Below are 15,864 nucleotides of genomic sequence, written 5' to 3' on the forward strand. Positions count from 1 at the left end.
CCCCACCCAGTGCCGTCGCGAGGAGGTCGCGGTCGAGGACCGAACCCTCGTGGAAGGTGAGGTCGAGACCGGCGATGTTGGCGGCATACCCGTTGGAGAGGTCGTCGACGACGACGACCTCGTGACCCCGCGCAAGGGCGAGGCGGGCGAGGTTGGAGCCGATGAAGCCCGAACCGCCCGTGATGAGCAGACGCATACGAGAGGGGTCCTAGCGACGAGTGGGAGTGCCGCCCACCCTAACCGCCGGCGGTTGCGAGGCTGCTGGGCGCGACATGATGTCGCCGTGGGAGTCCGGTATGGGTGGGCTGTGGTTCGAGGCCGGTCGATGGAGCCGAGTCTGCGCGATGGTGACCGGGTGCTCGTCCGTTGGGGCGCGGCGCCGGTGGTCGGCCGGATGGCCGTCGTGCGCCTGCCCGACTCCCCGACCGGACCACGGCCGCTGGCGGTGAAGCGGGTGACGAGGCGGGTCGACGGCGGGTGGTGGGTCGAACGCGACAACCCTGCGGAGGGGGTGGACTCGTGGCACCTCGGCGCGATTGCCCCGGTCGACGTGCTCGGCATCGTGCTGTTCCGCCTGCCTCGACGGGCCCCCCGTCGCGGCGCGTAAGGCGCGGGAGTAGGTTCGGAACCGGCGGGCAGCACGCATACCCAAGCCGTATGCATGTCCCGCCCTACGCGAGTCACCACGGAAGGGACTACCGCATGTTCTCCCGCTTTGTCGCCCCCACCATCGAGGTCAGCGCCCACTGCGACCTGCCGTGCGGCATCTACGACCCGGCCCAGGCTCACCTGGAGGCCGAGTCGGTCAAGGCCTGCATGACCAAGGTCAAGGACAACGCCGACCCCGACTTCAAGGCCCGCGCCCTCCTGATCAAGGAGGAACGCTCCGACCTGGTCAAGCACCACCTCTGGGTGCTGTGGACCGACTACTTCAAGCCGCCGCACTTCGAGAAGTACCCCAACCTCGACCAGCTGTTCAACGAGGCCACCAAGCTCGCCGGCGCCGGCGGGACCAAGGCCTCGTGGGACCCGGCCGTCGCGGACCAGCTGCTGGGCAAGATCGACGAGATCGCCGAGATCTTCTGGGAGACCAAGAAGGCCGCCTGACTCGTCCTTCTGCTTGCTCGAAGCGGGCGTCGATTCTCACGGGTCGGCGCCCGCTTCGTGTTCGGACCGGTCAAGCTCGCCGGAACAACCGGCCGAACAGGCCTTGAGTCGGGTTCTCGTCGACCGCAGAAGGCTGTTCCTCCTCCTGCAGTGTCGGCCGACGGGTGTCGACGGCGGGGCGCGAACCAGCGTCAGACGCGGTGGGGGTGACAGGTGCGGCGACGCCGTCGCGTAGGTCGAGGGCAGCAACCTCGGTGATGACGTGTTCCAGCAGCCGGTCGACCGCTTCTTGTTCGTATCCCCTGCGAAGGGTCGTTGGTTGGAAACGCAGCGAGCCGACCAGAGACGTCAGTTGTTCCCGGGAGTCCCCGGTGCGGATGGCGTTGGCGACCGCGCCCAGGGCATCGTCAACCCCTTGCTCGTCGTAACCGCGAGAGAGCGCGCTCGTCTGGAACCGGGTGTTGTCGATGAGCTCGGCGAGCTCGTCACGGGTCATGTCGCCATCCTAGAAACTGCTCCCCCTCCCCGACCAGACTCAGATGTTCACGACTTTCGCGGCGTCAGGCGTCCCCAAACCGGGGAACATGTGAGTCCGGTCGGAGTCACGGGAGCTGGACCAGGAAACATCTGAGTCCGGTCGGAGTCACGGGAACCGAACCGGGGAACATCAGAGTCCGGTCGGGTCAGGCGCCGACGGGAACCGTCACCGGCGCGCGGCGCTCCAGCACGCGTACCAGCGCCTCCACCACCCGCGGGTCGTACTCGTAGCCCAGCCCCAGGTGGATTCGTTCGATCGCCGCCGCGTGCCGACGTCCCCGCCCCCACCGCGCCTCGCCCACCAGGTCGTCATAGGCGTTGGCCACCTTGATGATCCGGCTGGACAAGGGCAAATCCCAGCCCAGCTCGCGCACCTGGCGGTAGGGCTTGGCCTGCGACTCCAGGATCACCGCCACCGCGTCGAGAACACCGGTCTGTCGCACGATCTGGGCGCCGTCCCGCGCGATCCGGTCCTGGTCGGCCGGGGCCGCAAGCAAGGTGGCGCCGCCCGGGATCGGCTCGCGCAAGGCGACCTGGCCGATGTCGTGCAGCAGCAGCGCGTACTCGAGGTCGAGGGTGTCGCGCTCGGACATGCCGAGGTCGCGGCCCATCGCGATACCCAGAGTCGCGACGCGGGCGGGGTGGTCGGGCGGTGTGTACCCGCCGATCTCGGTCAGCCGCGACAGGGCCCGGATGGTCTGACCGTAGGTGACGCGGATCCCCGCGAACCGGCGGACAGCGAACTGCGTCAGGACCAGCGGCACAAGGAAGACCGGCAGCGCCACGATCCCCATCGGACGTTCGGCGAGCGCGATGAGCGCACCCGAGGTGGCCAGCGCGGTGCTGAGCCCGACCGCCTGCCGCAGCTCGTCGACGAGCAGACGCCACAGCGGCCGGTGTTCGCGCGACGCGGTCGACAGGGCCACGCAGACGCTCTGCACGAGCAGCGCCAGACCCGACACGACCACCATCGAGACGGCGGCCACCCAGCGCTCCTGGGTCCAGTCCGTCTGCATGTCGACCAGCGCTCGACCGTCCCAGACAGGCACCTGCCGGAACAGCAGCGCGGCGACCGCGACGGCGATGAACCTGGCGGCCAGGTCTTCCTGACGCAACGACGAGCTGCGGATCAGGGCCGGTATACCTCCGGCCAGCATCCCGACGGCGGTCACCGACACGACCAATCCGGCCCCGACGGCGAGCTGATGATCGCCCACCTCCGAGGTCATCGCCAACCCGAACCCAGCGGCCAGCGACATCGGCGCGGTCTCACGCGCACCCGGGAGGACGATGCGGTTGAGCTCGCCCACGGCGATGACCACAGCGAAGGCGAGCAGGATCCACCTGTCCTCCACACTCAGCCCCGGACCGCGGGCTACGCTGCCAACCGCCGCCACGACGATCACGACACTGGCGACGGTCAGCAGCGGTCCGACGGCGAGGCGAGAGAGCGTCAGGGAGACTCGGTTCACGACAGCCGGACCTCGTGGGGCTCGGCCGCGCGCAGGTCGGTGGGGACGACGGGCGGCGGCGGCCCGTGACCCATACCGTCAGCCACCCCGTCGGCCTGCGAGACCCACTCCCAGGTGGGCGGATGGTCGTGGTCGAGGTAGCCGCGCATCGCGTCGTACTGCCCCTCCGGGATCTGCGCGACGGACCAGTCATGGCGCCCGACCGCCTCGCACATCGCCTCCACCACCGCCGGGTCGAACTGCCGCCCCGCGCGGGCGCGCAGCTCGGCCAGGGCGCCCGCCACCGGCAGGGCCGGCCGGTCGGGGCGGTCCGTCGTGAAAGCGTCGAAGGCGTCCGCGACGGCGATGACCCGTGAGAACAAGGGGATCTGCGGTCCGGCCAGACCGTCGGGATACCCCTGGCCGTCCCACCGCTCGTGGTGGTGCAAGATCCCCTCCAGCGACTCCTGGAGAAAGTCGATCCCCCGCACCAGCTCGACCCCCTGCCGCGGGTGTCGCCTCATCGCGTCGAGGTCGGTCGCGCTCAGCGACCACGGCGTGTGGGATGTCTCCGCCGCGCCCGACGCGCCCGACGCGCCCGACGCGCCCGACATCGGCCGACGCAGCAACCGGGTGGGCACACCCACCTTGCCGACGTCGTGCAGCATCGCGGCGAAGCGCAGCGCTTGCACGTCCTGCGCGCCGATCGACAGCGGTTCGGCCATCCACTCGGCCAGGCGAGCGATCCGGGCGCTGTGGCCCGCGGCGTACGGGTCCTTGGTCTCGACGGCGGTGACCAGCGCGCTGAGGGTGCGTTCGTGGGCGCGCTGTTCCTCGCCGAACTGCACGAACGCCCAGCGGGCCACGAACAACGGGGCCAGGATCAGCACGGCACTGAACGGACCGACCTCGGCCGGGCCCCAGAGGATGACGAAGAGGAAGCCGATGAAGCCGTAGCCGATATAGGCGACTCCGGAGTTGCCCACCATCTGCACGAAGAAGCGGCGCAGGGGGACTCCGGTGTCGAGGTGGACGATAACGGCGAGCAGGGCGGCGTTGACGAGCATCTGGGCGACGTCGGCCACCATGAGCGGGATGCCGATGTGCAGGAGCAACGCCCCCGGCCCGTCCAGACCGGCCATCTCGGTCTCGCCGCCCACGACGTGGTAGACGAGGCCTCCGACGATGCCGATGATCGCGCCCATCGCGATGTTGAAGGTCCGGACTCGTTTGGTCGGCCGTCCAGGTTCGACGAGGCCGGAGAGCGCCCCCACGACGGCCCCGCCGACGGGGCCGACGAGGACAACACAGCTGACCAGGACGATGCTGAGGAACGAGAACGTGATCCGTGACCCGACGTCGGGTTCGCGCAACCAGACGCTGAGGATGCCGAGGACGGCCAAGGTAGCCAGGGCGACCGGGTCCGACGGCGGCCCGACGACGGCCCAGCTGAGCCAGAACCCCCCCAGAGCGATGGCGACGGTGAGGCAGATCGCGACGACGACGGCCGAAGACCGCCGATCGACCCGTGCCGCCGCCCGCTCGGTCATGTCCCTAAGGTAGTGCGCCGCCGACATCCGGGCTCATGGCCGGGCTGGCGGCCGACCGCGTGACCGGGTGCCGGTCCGGGTCAGGACCCACCCCAGCCCCAGATCCCGACCGGGCCCAGGTTGGGAGGGGTCGAGGGACCGGTTGCGGACCTCTTGCCCGGGCCCGCTGTGGGGGTCCAGGTGGGGGTGGCGGGGGTGCTGAGCATGACCTCGAGAACTTTGGCGATGGTCTTCATGTGACTAGTGTTCCTTCCGGGCCGCTCGGAGTGCGGCCTGAGCTCGAAGCGCCCGCTGACCTGCGCTGATACAGGCTGGAACGCACAAAACAAGGGTCACACAGGAAGCCCACCCGGGACGACGCTGGACGGCGCCCGGGACATTTCTTTGCCAAGAATTGAAGGTTCCCGCGTCGCGCCATCCTTCCGATCGGGCTACCAGCCCGCTATGCGGAAGGTGGACGGCCTGCGCCGGTCCGTGTGGGAGCATGGACGTCGAACCGTCGATCCCGAGGAGGGACCATGAGCAAGCGATCCCGCAAGCGCCGCTCCCGCAAGAACAACGCCGCCAACCACGGCCGCAAGCCCAACGCCTGATCGGTCTGCTGCCGGTCAGTTGGGTCAGGTGCCGGTCAGTACTCGATCGACTCCACGCGAACCACCGTCAGGCTCTGCAGGATCGTCGTTCGCAGCTGAACGGGGGCCGGCTCGCAGCCGCAGGACCGCTTGACCACGGCCTTGAGCGCCTGGTCGAGGTGGTACTCGGTGAGGCAGTGAGCACACTCGTCGAGGTGAGCCTGGATCCGGGCACAGTCCACCTCGCTCATCTCGCCGTCGAGGAACTCGAAGATGCGCAGCACCGTCTCGGAGCACTCAGTGATGCGGACGGCCGGGGGGTGAGCGGCGTCCGACGCCGGGTCCGTGTGGCTCCACTCATGCTGGCTCATGAGCCCGCTCCTTCCGGGTCGGTCCCGGCTCCAGCGCCTGCGGGCGTGACCATGCTCGAGCTGACGGGAGCCGTTGCGCCGGGGAAGCCGCGCTCGGACGCATACCCGCGCAGCAGCTCGCGCAGCTGACGCCGGCCGCGGTGCAGCCTCGACATGACGGTGCCGATCGGGGTCCCCATGATCTCGGCGATCTCCTTGTAGGCATAGCCCTCGACGTCGGCGAAGTAGACCGCGAGACGGAACTCCTCCGGGATCTCGAGCAGGGCGCGCTTGACGTCGCTGTCGGGCAGGTGCTCCAGCGCCACGTCCTCGGCCGAACGCAGGCCGGACGACGCGTGCGACTCGGCGCGGTGCAGCTGGTAGTCCTGCACCTCGGCGGCGTCCGACTGCAACGGCTCCCGCTGCTTCTTGCGGTAGCTGTTGATGTAGGTGTTGGTGAGGATGCGATACATCCACGCCTTGAGGTTGGTGCCCGGCCGGTACTGGTGGAACGCCCCGTAGGCCTTCGCGTAGGTCTCCTGAACGAGGTCCTCGGCGTCGGAGGGGTTGCGCGTGGTGCGCAACGCGGCGGAGTACATCTGGTCCAGCAACGGCATCGCCTCGCGCTCGAACCGCGCGCGGCGCTGCTCGGTCGTCTCGGAGGCGACGTCGACGGTGTTGTCGTCCGGCTGCTGGAACGGGTCCGCAGGATCGATGGTGTCGGCGGTGTCGGCGGTGGGGTTCACGGTCTGTTCAGTCATCGCCCCCAATTCTAGGCGCCGCGTCACGATCGGCCTGCCGGGGGCGATGGGGCCGCCGATGGAGGGGACGGAGAGCATGAGCACGCTCTCGACAACGTCGCGTCCAGTCGTGGTCATTCCCGCAGGGCAGAGGTGAAGTCGAGCACCGCTGCCGCGACGAGCGGCCCGCTCCCGCGCGGGATCGAGTGCGTGCCGGGGACGGGATAGACCCGGTCGAGGTATGCCGACACCTCGCCCGCCGTGCCGAAGGTGTCGTTGAGGCCCTGCACGGCTGCGATCGGCAGACCGGCGTCCGTGACGAGTGCGAGCTCGTGGGAGCGCAGCTTGTCGCGCTGTCCCGGCAGGTGCAGCGGGAAGGACAGGCAGAGCACGGCGTCGGCCCGCAGCTCGGTCGCCGTGCGACACGCCACCCGGGCGCCCGCGCTGCGGCCGCCGAGCACCAGCGGTCCGGTTACGCCGGCGAGCGCGCCACCTTGCAGACGCAGCGCCTGGACCACCGGCACCCAGGCCGCGTCCAGGGTCGGCGGGCGACCGGCCATCCGGTGACCGGCAACCAACCAGGGCTGCTCGACCAGCGCGGTGGCCCAGCCTGCCGCATCGAGGGCGGTCATCGCCGCCACGAGGTCCACCGAGCCGAAGCCGCTTCCGGCGCCGTGACCGAGCGCCACCGTCCCTCGGGCACCGCGAGGACGACGCACGTGCACCCGCGCCGGACCCGCGTCGGTAGGGATCTCGACCACGTGCTCGGCGGTGCGGCCGTGGGCATCGTGCGACGTCACGTCCCGATGACCTCGCCGGTGACGAGGTCGACCGCGCCGTGCAGCTCCTCGGGGCCCAGCGGTAGCAGTAGCTGCTCCCCGTTGTTGCGCGTGTTGTTGACCTCGGTGGACACCGGGTATGCCTCGAACCGCCCGGGCTGGTCGAACCCCAGCAGCCGCGAGACGCTCTCCGGGTCGGTCACCGCCGGGTCGAGCCAGGTGGCCCAGTCGGCGCGTTCGAGGACCAGCGGCTGGCGGTCGTGGATGCGGTCGAGACCGGGCTCGGCCTGGGTCGTGATGATCGTGAACGTCGTCAGCCAGGCGTTCGGGTCGTCGGCGTCCTCGATCGCCTGGTCGCGCCAGAACTCGTAGAGGCCGGCGAACGCGACGACGTCGCCGTCGGCGCGGTGCGTGTAGAAGGGCTGTTTGCGCGGCTTGCCCTTGGCGTCTTTCGCGGTCGGCGAGACCTGCCACTCGTACCAGCCGTCGGCCGGGACCAGGCAGCGGCGTGAGGTGGCGGCCCGCTTGAACCCCGGCTTCTGAAGGACCGACTCGGCACGGGCGTTGATCATCCGGAACCCGACCTTGGTGTCCTTGGCCCAGCTCGGCACCAGGCCCCAGCTGACCTCGCGCAGCTGGCGGACGGGTGGTTCGTCGCTGCCGCGCGGCGACCTGGTGAGCACCACCGGCGCCTTCTTGCTGGGCGCCATGTTCCAGTCCGGTTCGCCCGGAGGCGGGTTCTGCGCATGGGCCATCACAGCCCTCGTGGGCTCGCCACTGGCGTCGAGCTCGACCTCGAACTCCTCGACGAGGTCGGCCTGGTTCTTGGTCGCGGCATACCTCCCACACATGGGACCTCACTGTAGGCGGGGAGCAACTACGGTGGACCTGCATACCCGAACCCACCGAAGCATCACGCACGCCACCGGAGGCACGTCGCCCATGCTCGTCCGTCGCATCGCACGCCCGATGATCGCCGCTCTGTTCGTCGTCCAGGGTCTGGAGGCGCTGCGACACCCAGGCAAGCTTGCCGAACGGTCGAGCCCACTGCTCGACAAGGTCGTGCCCATGCTGGGCCTGCCGGACGATAAGGAGATGCTCGTCCGCGCCAACGCGGTCACCCAGATCGTCGGCGGTGCGCTCGTCGCCAGCGGTCGGCTCCCCCGGCTCGGGGCGGCGTTGCTCGCGGGGTCGTTGGTCCCGACAACGCTTGCGGGTCATGCTTTCTGGGACGAGAAGGACCCGGTCACAAAGAAGGCCCAGCGCATCCACTTCCTCAAGAACGTCAGCATGCTCGGCGGCCTGCTCATCACCGCGTCCGACACGGCGGGCAAGCCCGGGCTTGCCTGGCGCGCGCAGAACGCCGGCCGGGTGACGCAGCGCGAGGCGAAGCACGCCCTGCACAGCACCGCTCGCGAGGCACGGATCGCCCGGCAGGGAGCCCAGATCAAGGTTCAGGACGCCCTCAGCTGAGCGGCAGACCGGTGACCCCTCCCCCGCATTCCGAGGGCGGCTGGCTCGCACCCACTGCGCCCGGCCCCGTGCAGGCCGTTGTCGCCCTCCCGGGGAGCAAGTCGCTCACCAACCGGTTCCTCGTCCTCGCGGCGTTGGGATCGGACTGGTCGCGGCTGCGACGGCCGTTGCGCTCGCGCGACACGTTGTTGATGGCCGACGGGCTACGTGCCCTCGGGGTGGTGATCGAGGACGTGCCCGCCGAGGGCGGCGGAGGTGCCACAGCGCCAGCACGGCGGTCGGCGTCAGAGGCAGCGTCCGTCCTCGACTGGGTCGTCCGCCCAGCCCCGTTGCAGGGACCGGCCCGGGTCGACGTCGGGCTGGCCGGCACCGTCATGCGGTTCCTGCCCCCGGTCGCCGCCCTCGCCGACGGCCGGGTCGACTTCGACGGCGACCCGCAGGCCCGCACCCGCCCGATGAGACCGGTGCTCGACGCCCTCACCGCGCTCGGGGTACGCCTCGACGACGGGGGCCGGGGCACGCTCCCCTTCTCCGTCGACGGGCAGGGGCGGGTCCCGGGCGGGACGGTCACGCTCGACGCGTCGTCGTCGTCGCAGTTCATCTCGGCGCTGCTGCTCGCAGGGGCGCGATACGACGAGGGGGTCGTGGTCCACCACGACGGCAAGCCGGTGCCGAGCGAGCCGCACATCGACATGACGGTGGAGGCCCTGCGCGATGCCGGTGTGGTGGTCGACGACAGCGAGCCCAACACCTGGCGGGTCGAACCCAGCGAGATCAGCCCTCTGGACGTCCTCATCGAGCCCGACCTGTCCAACGCCGGCCCGTTCCTCGCGGCCGCGCTCATCACCGGCGGTCGCGTGCGGGTGCCCGACTGGCCACAGCACACGACGCAGGCGGGTGACGCCCTGCGCGACATCCTCGACACGATGGGCGCCGACGTCAGCCTGGACCGCAGCGGACTGACCGTCGTGGGCACGGGCGAGGTCGGGGGCATCGACGTCGATCTGCACGACGCCAGCGAGCTGACTCCGGTCGTCGTGGCCCTAGCCGCTCTCGCGCACACGCCTTCCTGGATCCGCGGCGTGGCTCACATCCGTGGCCACGAGACGGACCGGATCTCGGCGCTGGCCACTGAGGTCAACCGCCTCGGTGGCGCGGTCACCGAGACCGACGACGGTTTTCGGATCACTCCGAAGCCGTTGCACGGTGGGCGTTTTCGCAGCTATCAGGACCATCGGATGGCGACAGCCGGCGCGGTCGTCGGGCTCGCCATACCCGACGTCGTCGTCGAGGACATCGGGACGACGGCCAAGACGCTGCCCGACTTCGTCGGCCTCTGGTCGGCGATGCTCGGCGCCGGCTCGGCTGGTCCGGCGGGGCGCTCGGGTCGATAGATGAGCTGGTACGAGCTCGACGAGTCCGACGTCCGCGTCCGGCCCAACCCGCGTGGTTCGCGTCGCCGCACGAAGGAACGTCCCGCCCACGAGGACGCCGTCCCCGGGCTCGTCACCGGGGTGGACCGCGGCCGGTATGCCGTCCTGGTCGCCGCCGGCGTCGGCGGCCGTAAGACTCCCGAACGGCTCGTGACCGCGATGCGAGCCCGTGAGCTCGGCCGCAAGAGCGTCGTCGTCGGCGACGACGTCGCCCTCGTCGGCGACACCGGTGGCGGCCTCGACGCGCTGGCCCGGATCGTGCGGGTCGAGCCGAGGCGATCGGTCCTGCGGCGCAGCGCCGACGACGTGGACAATCAGGAGCGCGTGATCGTCGCGAACGCCGACCAGCTCGTCATCGTCACCGCGCTCGCCAACCCCGAGCCCCGTCCGCGGATGGTCGACCGGTGCCTCGTGGCGGCCTACGACGCCGGGCTCGACCCGTTGCTCGTCCTCACCAAGGCCGACCTCGTCGCGCCGGACGCGTTCCTGCACTCCTACGCTCCGCTTCAGGTTCCGCACGTGGTGACCCGGCGCGATCCCGAGGGCGTCCTCGACGTCGACGGCGTCAAGGACCTGCGCGAACATCTGCGCGGGCGGGTGTCGGTCCTCGTCGGTCACTCGGGTGTCGGGAAGTCGACCTTGGTCAACCGGCTTGTTCCCGACGCGGACCGCGCCGTCGGCGTCGTCAACGACGTGACCGGACGGGGCAGGCATACCTCCTCCTCGGCGGTCGCCCTACGCCTGCCGGACGGTGACGGCTGGGTGATCGACACGCCAGGGGTGCGCACGTTCGGACTCGCTCACGTCGAGCCGGCGCGGATCATCACGTTCTTCCCCGACCTCGAACCCGGCACCGAGCAATGTCCTCGCGGCTGCACGCACGACGAGCCGGAGTGCGCGCTCGACGCCTACGTCGCGGCCGGCGCAGCCGGTCCGTCGGGGCCGTCGCGCCTCGACTCCCTGCGCCGGCTGCTGCGCGCCCGCAACGGGACGACCGACGTGACGAGTGACGTGACGTGACGTGACAGGGACGACTGAACCGCGGGCCATACGCTGTCGTCCACTCAGGTGAGCCGGCAACCCACCCAAGGAGACGCAAGCCCCATGTTCGACACGATCTTCGGTCTTCCCGTCCATGTGCTCGTGATCCATGCGGTCGTGGTGCTGCTGCCCCTCATGGCGGTCATCACGATCGTCGTAGCGGTGCGCAAGGGCCTGCGGGAGAGGTATGCCTGGTGGGTCACGGGTGCGAACCTCGTCGTCTTCCTCACCACCCTGGTCGCCAAGGAGAGCGGCGAGGCGCTGCAGAAGTCACTGGGCGGCCAGATCGCCAAGGAGCACGGGGAGCTGGGCGCGGTGCTGCCCTGGTTCGCACTGTTCCTCACGGTCAGCTCGTCAGCCGTCGCCTACACCAACCGCAACAAGGCGCTCGGCCCGATCGCCGTCGTCGTCTCGATCGTGGCTGCCGTCGCTGCAGTTTTCTGGACCGTGCGCACCGGGGACTCCGGGGCGCGCGCGCTCTGGGGCAGATGAGCTGATCGGCGGATGCCTTCCTCTCAGCGTGCCGACCGAACCGGTCCACCACCGTCGACGAAGACCGGTTCACCGGCTCCTCCGGTCGCCGTCGAGAATGGCCGGGCCGCGCCCACGCCTGCCGCGGGTGGGATCGGCCTGGTCGCGGCAGGCATCGGACTCGCGGTCCTGGTCGCGCTGGTCGCCGTGTTGGCCGAGACCTACGAAGCGGTCAAGGAGCGGGACGATCTCTCGCTCGTCGACCAGCCACTGCTGGACTGGAGCGTCGCCCACCGCACCCCGGTGCTCGACTCCGTCGTGACCGCGTTCACCAACATCGGCGGTCCGGTCATCCTGCCGATCCTCGCGACCCTCGTGACCTTGCTGCTCGCCCGGGCCTGGCGCAGCTGGACACCGATCGTCCTCATGGTGGCCGCCACGGGCGGGTCGCTGGCCATGACGCATACCGGCAAGGACCTCGCTGCCAGGGTGCGCCCGCCGCACGCACTGGCGGTGCCTCCCTACGAGAACAGCCCGTCATTCCCCAGCGGTCACGCCCTGAACTCCACTGTGATCGTCCTGGTGCTGGCCTATCTGATCCAGCTCCACGTCTCGAGTCGCCGGGCGCGCACAGTCTCGTTCGTCGGCCTGGGGCTGTATGCCTGCGCCATCGGCCTGAGCCGGGTCTACCTCGGCCACCACTGGTTCACCGACGTCGTCGCCGGGTGGCTGGCCGGGGCCGCGTGGGCACTGGTCCTGATCTTGGCGCATCGCCTGGTGTTGCTGGTGCAGCGCCGCCGCCACGCCGAGGAGTCAACCATCCGCGCCGACGACTCCCCCATCTCCGACCGGACTCACACCTTGCCGGAAAATCTGGACACGACCGGGTCGTAAACGCGGCAACACCGGAGTTCCGTCTGCAAGAACGTGAGTCCGGTCCGACGAAGGGCTTCGAGGCAACGACATCCCGCGTCGCCGGACGGATAGCGTGACCCGGTGACCCGCTACGACGACGACCTCAGGCTCGCCCACGTCCTCGCTGACGCCGTCGAACGGGTGACCATGACGCGGTTCCGGACCGAGGACCTCGTCGTCGAGTCGAAACCGGACCTCACCCCGGTCACCGACGCCGACCGGGCCGCCGAGGAGCACATCCGCGCCCAGCTCAAGCGAACCCGCCCCCGTGACGCCGTCGAGGGTGAAGAGTTCGACACGACCGGCCATGGTCCCCGGCGCTGGGTCATCGACCCGATCGACGGGACCAAGAACTTCGTGCGCGGCGTACCCGTCTGGGCGACGCTGATCGCGCTCGTCGACGACGGGCACCCCGTCATCGGGCTGGTCTCGGCTCCCGCTCTCGGCCGGCGCTGGTGGGCGGCGCAGGGGTCCGGCGCCTGGTCGGGCCGCTCGTTGACCTCGGCGAAACGGATCGGAGTCTCTCGGGTGAGCAGCCTGCAGGACGCCTCCTTGTCGTATGCCTCGATCGCCTCGTGGCGCAAGGTCGAGCGCCATCAGGAGTTCCTCGACCTGACCGAGGTCTGCTGGCGCGCACGCGCATACGGGGACTTCTGGTCCTACATGCTGGTCGCCGAGGGCGCCGTCGACATCGCGGCCGAGCCCGAGCTGCAGATCTACGACATGGCCGCACTGGTACCGATCGTCACCGAGGCCGGGGGCCGGTTCACCTCACTCGACGGCCGGGACGGCTGCTGGGGTGGGAATGCGGTCGCTACCAACGGACTACTGCACGACGAGGTGCTGGCCCGGATCGGCACCGCCTGACCGCTGGCTCAGGCCGACCTCAGCCGGTGACGACCGTAACGTCACCGCGGCCGAGGGCCCGGATGCCGTCGGCGTGGGTCGCCGCGTCACCGACCACCACGACGGTCCAGCGGCCGTCCACGAACTCCCGGTATGCCGCGTCGAGACGCTGCGGGTCGACCGTGGCGAGGTCGCGCAGGGTCGCGGTGGTGAACTCCGTCGTCAGGCCCTCGAGCGCCATCGACGCAGCCTCGTCGGCGATGGAGTCTGCCGTCGCATAGCGGGAGGCGGCCGTCATCGCGATGTAGTCGACCCCCTGCTTGGCCTCCTCGGTGCGAAAGCCGTCGCGAGCGCCGTCGAGGATTCCGAGCAGCAGGTCCAGCCCTTCGACGGTCGCATCGCCACGCACGCTGCCGCTGGTGAGGAACATCCCCCCGCGCCGGCGGGGCCGGAAGACCGAACGGATCCCGTAGGTGAAGCCCTTCTCCTCGCGCAGCACCGCGTCGATGCGCGCGTTCGGCGAGCCACCCAGGACGAACCCCAGCACGGGGAACGGCGCCCACCCGTCCTGGACCCGGCGGTCCGGTCCCGGACACGCGACGGCAAACTCGGTCTGCACCGAGCCCGGCCGGTCGACGAGGAAGACCTGGACACGGTCCTGCGCCAGCCGAGCCGCCACCCGTGCTGCCGGCGGCTCCCACCCGGAGGGCGCGGCCCAGCCGCCCAGCGCCGACTCGATCTCGGCGAACGCATCCACGCCGTCGAGGTCGCCCGCCACGACGACGGTCGCCCCGACCGGTGCGACGTGCTGTGAGTGGAAAGCCACGACGTCGTCACGGGTGATCGAGGCGATGGTCTCCTTGGCCCCAGCAGTCGGCCGGCTGGCCCGCTCGGCGGGGTCGAAGTATCGCGCGATGAGCTCGATCGCCCCACGCTGGGCGGCGACCGACCGCTCCTGCTCGATCTCGGCCAGCCGTTGCTTGACGTGCCGCCCGACCTCCGAGGCGGGGAACGCCGGCTCGGTCACCGCTTGACGCAGCAGGTCGAGGGCGTAGGCGAGATGCCGCTTCGCGACGTCGACATCGACGCTGAGACCCGCGTCCGTGGCGCCCGCGCCGAGCGCTACGCCCCGCCGCTCGAGCAGCAGTGCGAACTCCGCAGAGGTATGCGCCGCGGTGCCCTCGTCGAGGGTCCGCGCCATGATCGTGGCCACGCCTTCGCGGTCCCGCGGCTCCGCGGAGAGGGTGAGCGGCACGGACAGGCGTACGGAGTGGACGTACTGTCCCGGAACGTCGTAGACGACCACCTCGAGGCCGTTGGCGAGGGTCCGGCGCTCGGCCGGCGGGAAGACGTAAGGCTCGGCGGGGACGACCGCGGGGCGCGGCGCATCGAGTGTGGGGGTGGTCATGCCGCGACCTCCTGGTCCTTGACGAGGTAGGAGACCACGGCCCGCGAGGCGGGTTGCAAGAAGCGGGCAGCGGCGTCGCGGATCTGTTCCGCGCCGACGGCGCCGACCCGGTCGAGCAGGGTGTTGACGTAGTCTGGGTCGTCGGCCAGCAGCGTGTAGTGGCAGATCAGGTCGGCCCGCTCGTCCTGGCTCGCGAGGGCGCTGAGCCAGGAACGTTCGGTCTCGGCCAACGACGACTCCAGCTCGACCTCGGTCGGTCCGTCGGCGACCAACCGCTCGAGCTCCGCGACGACGGCGCCTTCGACCTGCTGCGGGTCGACACCGGCGGCTACGTCGATGATCAGCAGCCCCAACGAGACCCCGTCGACGAGACCCATAGTGTGCGCGTGCACAGCAGTCGCGGACTGCTCGTCGCGGACCAGACGCTGGACCAGCCGTGAGGTGCTCAGACCGCCGAGCACGTCGAACGCCAGCGAGCAGGCGAGGTAGTCCGGCGTGCCGTCGACCGGCAGCCGCCAAGCCAGGTGGAGCCGGTCGTTGGGGACCTCCTCGAGGCGCTCGAGACGGACCGGCTCGGTGAGCGAATCCAGGGAGTGCAGGGTGCCGTCCGGCGGCTCGGCGGAGGCGGGCAGCCCACCGAAGTGGCGCTCGGCGGCGGCGAACGCCTCGTCGGGGACGACGTCGCCGACGATGGTCAGGACCGTGTTGTTGGGCCCGTAGTAGTGCCGGAAGAAGGCGTGCACGTCCTCCAGGCTCGCGGCGTCGAGGTCCTCCATCGACCCGATGGTCGGGTGGTGGTAGGGGTGACCCTCGGGGAAGATCGTCGCGTAGACGTCGACCAGGGCGTTGCCGTAGGGGACGTTGTCGTAACGCTGCCTCTTCTCCTCCTTGACCACGTCGCGCTGGTTGTCGAGGTTCTCCTGGTTCAGGGCGTCCAGCAGGTGGCCGTGCCGGTCGGCCTCCAGCCAGAGCGCGAGCTCGAGGGCGCCCTTGGGCACCGTCTCGAAGTAGTTGGTGCGGTCGAACCACGTCGTCGCGTTCAGCCGCCCGCCCTGAGCCATCAGGGCCTCGAAGTGCTCACCGCTCGCAACGCCTCGCGAGCCCTGGAACATCAGGTGCTCGAAGAGGTGCGCAAACCCGGTGCGCCCCACTGTCTCGTGTCGCGACCCCACCCCCACCCAGATATTGACG

20 protein-coding genes are annotated in these 15,864 nt (G+C 70.2%); 9 read left to right on the forward strand and 11 right to left on the reverse strand.

The annotated features are described in order from the left end of the window. On the reverse strand, positions 1–196 hold a 196-nt coding region (locus ABI385_RS04470; RefSeq protein WP_348102539.1), incomplete at its 3' end, for an NAD-dependent epimerase/dehydratase family protein. 87 nt (positions 197–283) lie between these two features. On the opposite strand from ABI385_RS04470, the gene ABI385_RS04475 reads away from it, so the two are divergent. Then, positions 284–607, forward strand: a complete 324-nt coding sequence (locus tag ABI385_RS04475; protein WP_348102540.1) for a S24 family peptidase — start codon at positions 284–286, stop codon at positions 605–607. Positions 608–702: 95 nt separating this feature from the next. Further along, positions 703–1,107 (forward strand): superoxide dismutase, Ni, encoded by a 405-nt coding sequence (gene sodN, locus ABI385_RS04480; protein WP_348102541.1) that lies wholly within the window; start codon positions 703–705, stop codon positions 1,105–1,107. A 70-nt stretch (positions 1,108–1,177) separates the two neighbouring features. Here the strand turns inward: sodN and ABI385_RS04485 are convergent, their stop codons facing one another. The 4 genes from ABI385_RS04485 to ABI385_RS04500 form a co-directional block, all read right to left on the reverse strand. Next, positions 1,178–1,603 carry a DivIVA domain-containing protein gene (locus ABI385_RS04485; protein ID WP_348102542.1) on the reverse strand — a complete coding sequence of 142 codons (426 nt, stop codon included), beginning with the start codon at positions 1,601–1,603 and terminating at the stop codon, positions 1,178–1,180. 187 nt (positions 1,604–1,790) lie between these two features. After that, positions 1,791–3,116, reverse strand: a complete 1,326-nt coding sequence (locus ABI385_RS04490; RefSeq protein WP_348102543.1) for an HD domain-containing phosphohydrolase — start codon at positions 3,114–3,116, stop codon at positions 1,791–1,793. Then, positions 3,113–4,645, reverse strand: coding sequence for an HD-GYP domain-containing protein (locus ABI385_RS04495; protein WP_348102544.1), 1,533 nt, complete (start codon positions 4,643–4,645; stop codon positions 3,113–3,115). Before ABI385_RS04495 ends, ABI385_RS04490 begins: the two co-directional genes overlap by 4 nt. Before the next feature lie 80 nt (positions 4,646–4,725). After that, a complete protein-coding gene (locus ABI385_RS04500) occupies positions 4,726–4,881 on the reverse strand; it encodes a hypothetical protein (protein ID WP_348102545.1) in 156 nt (51 codons plus the stop codon). Between the two features lie 282 nt (positions 4,882–5,163). Here ABI385_RS04500 and ABI385_RS18440 point away from each other — a divergent pair, with 282 nt between their 5' ends. Next, positions 5,164–5,238, forward strand: coding sequence for a 50S ribosomal protein bL37 (locus ABI385_RS18440; RefSeq protein ID WP_407068223.1), 75 nt, complete (start codon positions 5,164–5,166; stop codon positions 5,236–5,238). Positions 5,239–5,273: 35 nt separating this feature from the next. On the opposite strand, the gene rsrA is transcribed toward ABI385_RS18440, so the two are convergent. From rsrA to ABI385_RS04520, 4 genes are all read right to left on the reverse strand, one after another. Further along, positions 5,274–5,588: a mycothiol system anti-sigma-R factor gene (gene rsrA / locus ABI385_RS04505; protein WP_348102546.1), complete on the reverse strand. Its 315-nt coding sequence runs from the start codon at positions 5,586–5,588 to the stop codon at positions 5,274–5,276. Further along, positions 5,585–6,328 (reverse strand): sigma-70 family RNA polymerase sigma factor, encoded by a 744-nt coding sequence (locus tag ABI385_RS04510; protein WP_348102547.1) that lies wholly within the window; start codon positions 6,326–6,328, stop codon positions 5,585–5,587. Before ABI385_RS04510 ends, rsrA begins: the two co-directional genes overlap by 4 nt. Positions 6,329–6,441: 113 nt before the next feature. Continuing rightward, on the reverse strand, positions 6,442–7,107 hold the full coding sequence (locus ABI385_RS04515; RefSeq protein ID WP_348102548.1) for an alpha/beta family hydrolase: 666 nt from the start codon (positions 7,105–7,107) through the stop codon (positions 6,442–6,444). Then, entirely contained in the window at positions 7,104–7,937 is an 834-nt protein-coding gene (locus tag ABI385_RS04520) for an SOS response-associated peptidase (RefSeq protein WP_348102549.1), read from the reverse strand. The genes ABI385_RS04515 and ABI385_RS04520 overlap by 4 nt, the downstream gene beginning before the upstream one ends. Before the next feature lie 91 nt (positions 7,938–8,028). Between ABI385_RS04520 and ABI385_RS04525 the strand changes: the two genes are divergently transcribed. The 6 genes from ABI385_RS04525 (at position 8,029) to hisN (ending at position 13,286) form a co-directional block, all read left to right on the forward strand. Then, positions 8,029–8,559 carry a DoxX family protein gene (locus tag ABI385_RS04525; protein WP_348102550.1) on the forward strand — a complete coding sequence of 177 codons (531 nt, stop codon included), beginning with the start codon at positions 8,029–8,031 and terminating at the stop codon, positions 8,557–8,559. Between the two features lie 11 nt (positions 8,560–8,570). Then, entirely contained in the window at positions 8,571–9,953 is a 1,383-nt protein-coding gene (aroA, locus tag ABI385_RS04530; protein ID WP_348102551.1) for a 3-phosphoshikimate 1-carboxyvinyltransferase, read from the forward strand. Beyond that, the gene (rsgA, locus tag ABI385_RS04535; protein WP_348102552.1) at positions 9,954–11,012 is read left to right on the forward strand and encodes a ribosome small subunit-dependent GTPase A; all 1,059 of its coding nucleotides are present in this window, start codon (positions 9,954–9,956) and stop codon (positions 11,010–11,012) included. Positions 11,013–11,096: 84 nt separating this feature from the next. Continuing rightward, a complete protein-coding gene (locus tag ABI385_RS04540; protein WP_348102553.1) occupies positions 11,097–11,525 on the forward strand; it encodes a DUF2231 domain-containing protein in 429 nt (142 codons plus the stop codon). 12 nt (positions 11,526–11,537) lie between these two features. Then, complete coding sequence (locus tag ABI385_RS04545; RefSeq protein WP_348102554.1) at positions 11,538–12,398, forward strand: phosphatase PAP2 family protein; 861 nt, start codon at positions 11,538–11,540, stop codon at positions 12,396–12,398. 102 nt (positions 12,399–12,500) lie between these two features. Next, complete coding sequence (gene hisN / locus ABI385_RS04550; protein ID WP_348102555.1) at positions 12,501–13,286, forward strand: histidinol-phosphatase; 786 nt, start codon at positions 12,501–12,503, stop codon at positions 13,284–13,286. Positions 13,287–13,305: 19 nt separating this feature from the next. On the opposite strand, the gene ABI385_RS04555 is transcribed toward hisN, so the two are convergent. Both ABI385_RS04555 and ABI385_RS04560 read right to left on the reverse strand, forming a co-directional pair. Next, positions 13,306–14,673 carry a pitrilysin family protein gene (locus ABI385_RS04555; RefSeq protein ID WP_348102556.1) on the reverse strand — a complete coding sequence of 456 codons (1,368 nt, stop codon included), beginning with the start codon at positions 14,671–14,673 and terminating at the stop codon, positions 13,306–13,308. Further along, the coding region (locus tag ABI385_RS04560) for a pitrilysin family protein (RefSeq protein WP_348102557.1) at positions 14,670–15,864 on the reverse strand (1,195 nt) is incomplete at its 5' end. The genes ABI385_RS04560 and ABI385_RS04555, both read right to left, overlap by 4 nt.

The organism is Lapillicoccus sp. (assembly GCF_039935575.1).
Taxonomy (GTDB): domain Bacteria; phylum Actinomycetota; class Actinomycetes; order Actinomycetales; family Dermatophilaceae; genus Lapillicoccus.

Bases quoted from the DNA above. Each gene is read 5' to 3' on its own strand.
- ABI385_RS04510 (WP_348102547.1), bottom strand. From the start codon at position 6,328: ATGACTGAACAGACCGTGAACCCCACCGCCGACACCGCCGACACCATC.
- ABI385_RS04555 (WP_348102556.1), bottom strand. From the start codon at position 14,673: ATGACCACCCCCACACTCGATGCGCCGCGCCCCGCGGTCGTCCCCGCC.
- ABI385_RS04520 (WP_348102549.1), bottom strand. From the start codon at position 7,937: ATGTGTGGGAGGTATGCCGCGACCAAGAACCAGGCCGACCTCGTCGAG.
- sodN (WP_348102541.1), top strand. From the start codon at position 703: ATGTTCTCCCGCTTTGTCGCCCCCACCATCGAGGTCAGCGCCCACTGC.
- ABI385_RS04525 (WP_348102550.1), top strand. From the start codon at position 8,029: ATGCTCGTCCGTCGCATCGCACGCCCGATGATCGCCGCTCTGTTCGTC.
- ABI385_RS04500 (WP_348102545.1), bottom strand. From the start codon at position 4,881: ATGAAGACCATCGCCAAAGTTCTCGAGGTCATGCTCAGCACCCCCGCC.
- rsgA (WP_348102552.1), top strand. From the start codon at position 9,954: ATGAGCTGGTACGAGCTCGACGAGTCCGACGTCCGCGTCCGGCCCAAC.
- ABI385_RS04540 (WP_348102553.1), top strand. From the start codon at position 11,097: ATGTTCGACACGATCTTCGGTCTTCCCGTCCATGTGCTCGTGATCCAT.
- ABI385_RS04485 (WP_348102542.1), bottom strand. From the start codon at position 1,603: ATGACCCGTGACGAGCTCGCCGAGCTCATCGACAACACCCGGTTCCAG.
- ABI385_RS04545 (WP_348102554.1), top strand. From the start codon at position 11,538: ATGCCTTCCTCTCAGCGTGCCGACCGAACCGGTCCACCACCGTCGACG.
- rsrA (WP_348102546.1), bottom strand. From the start codon at position 5,588: ATGAGCCAGCATGAGTGGAGCCACACGGACCCGGCGTCGGACGCCGCT.
- ABI385_RS04495 (WP_348102544.1), bottom strand. From the start codon at position 4,645: ATGACCGAGCGGGCGGCGGCACGGGTCGATCGGCGGTCTTCGGCCGTC.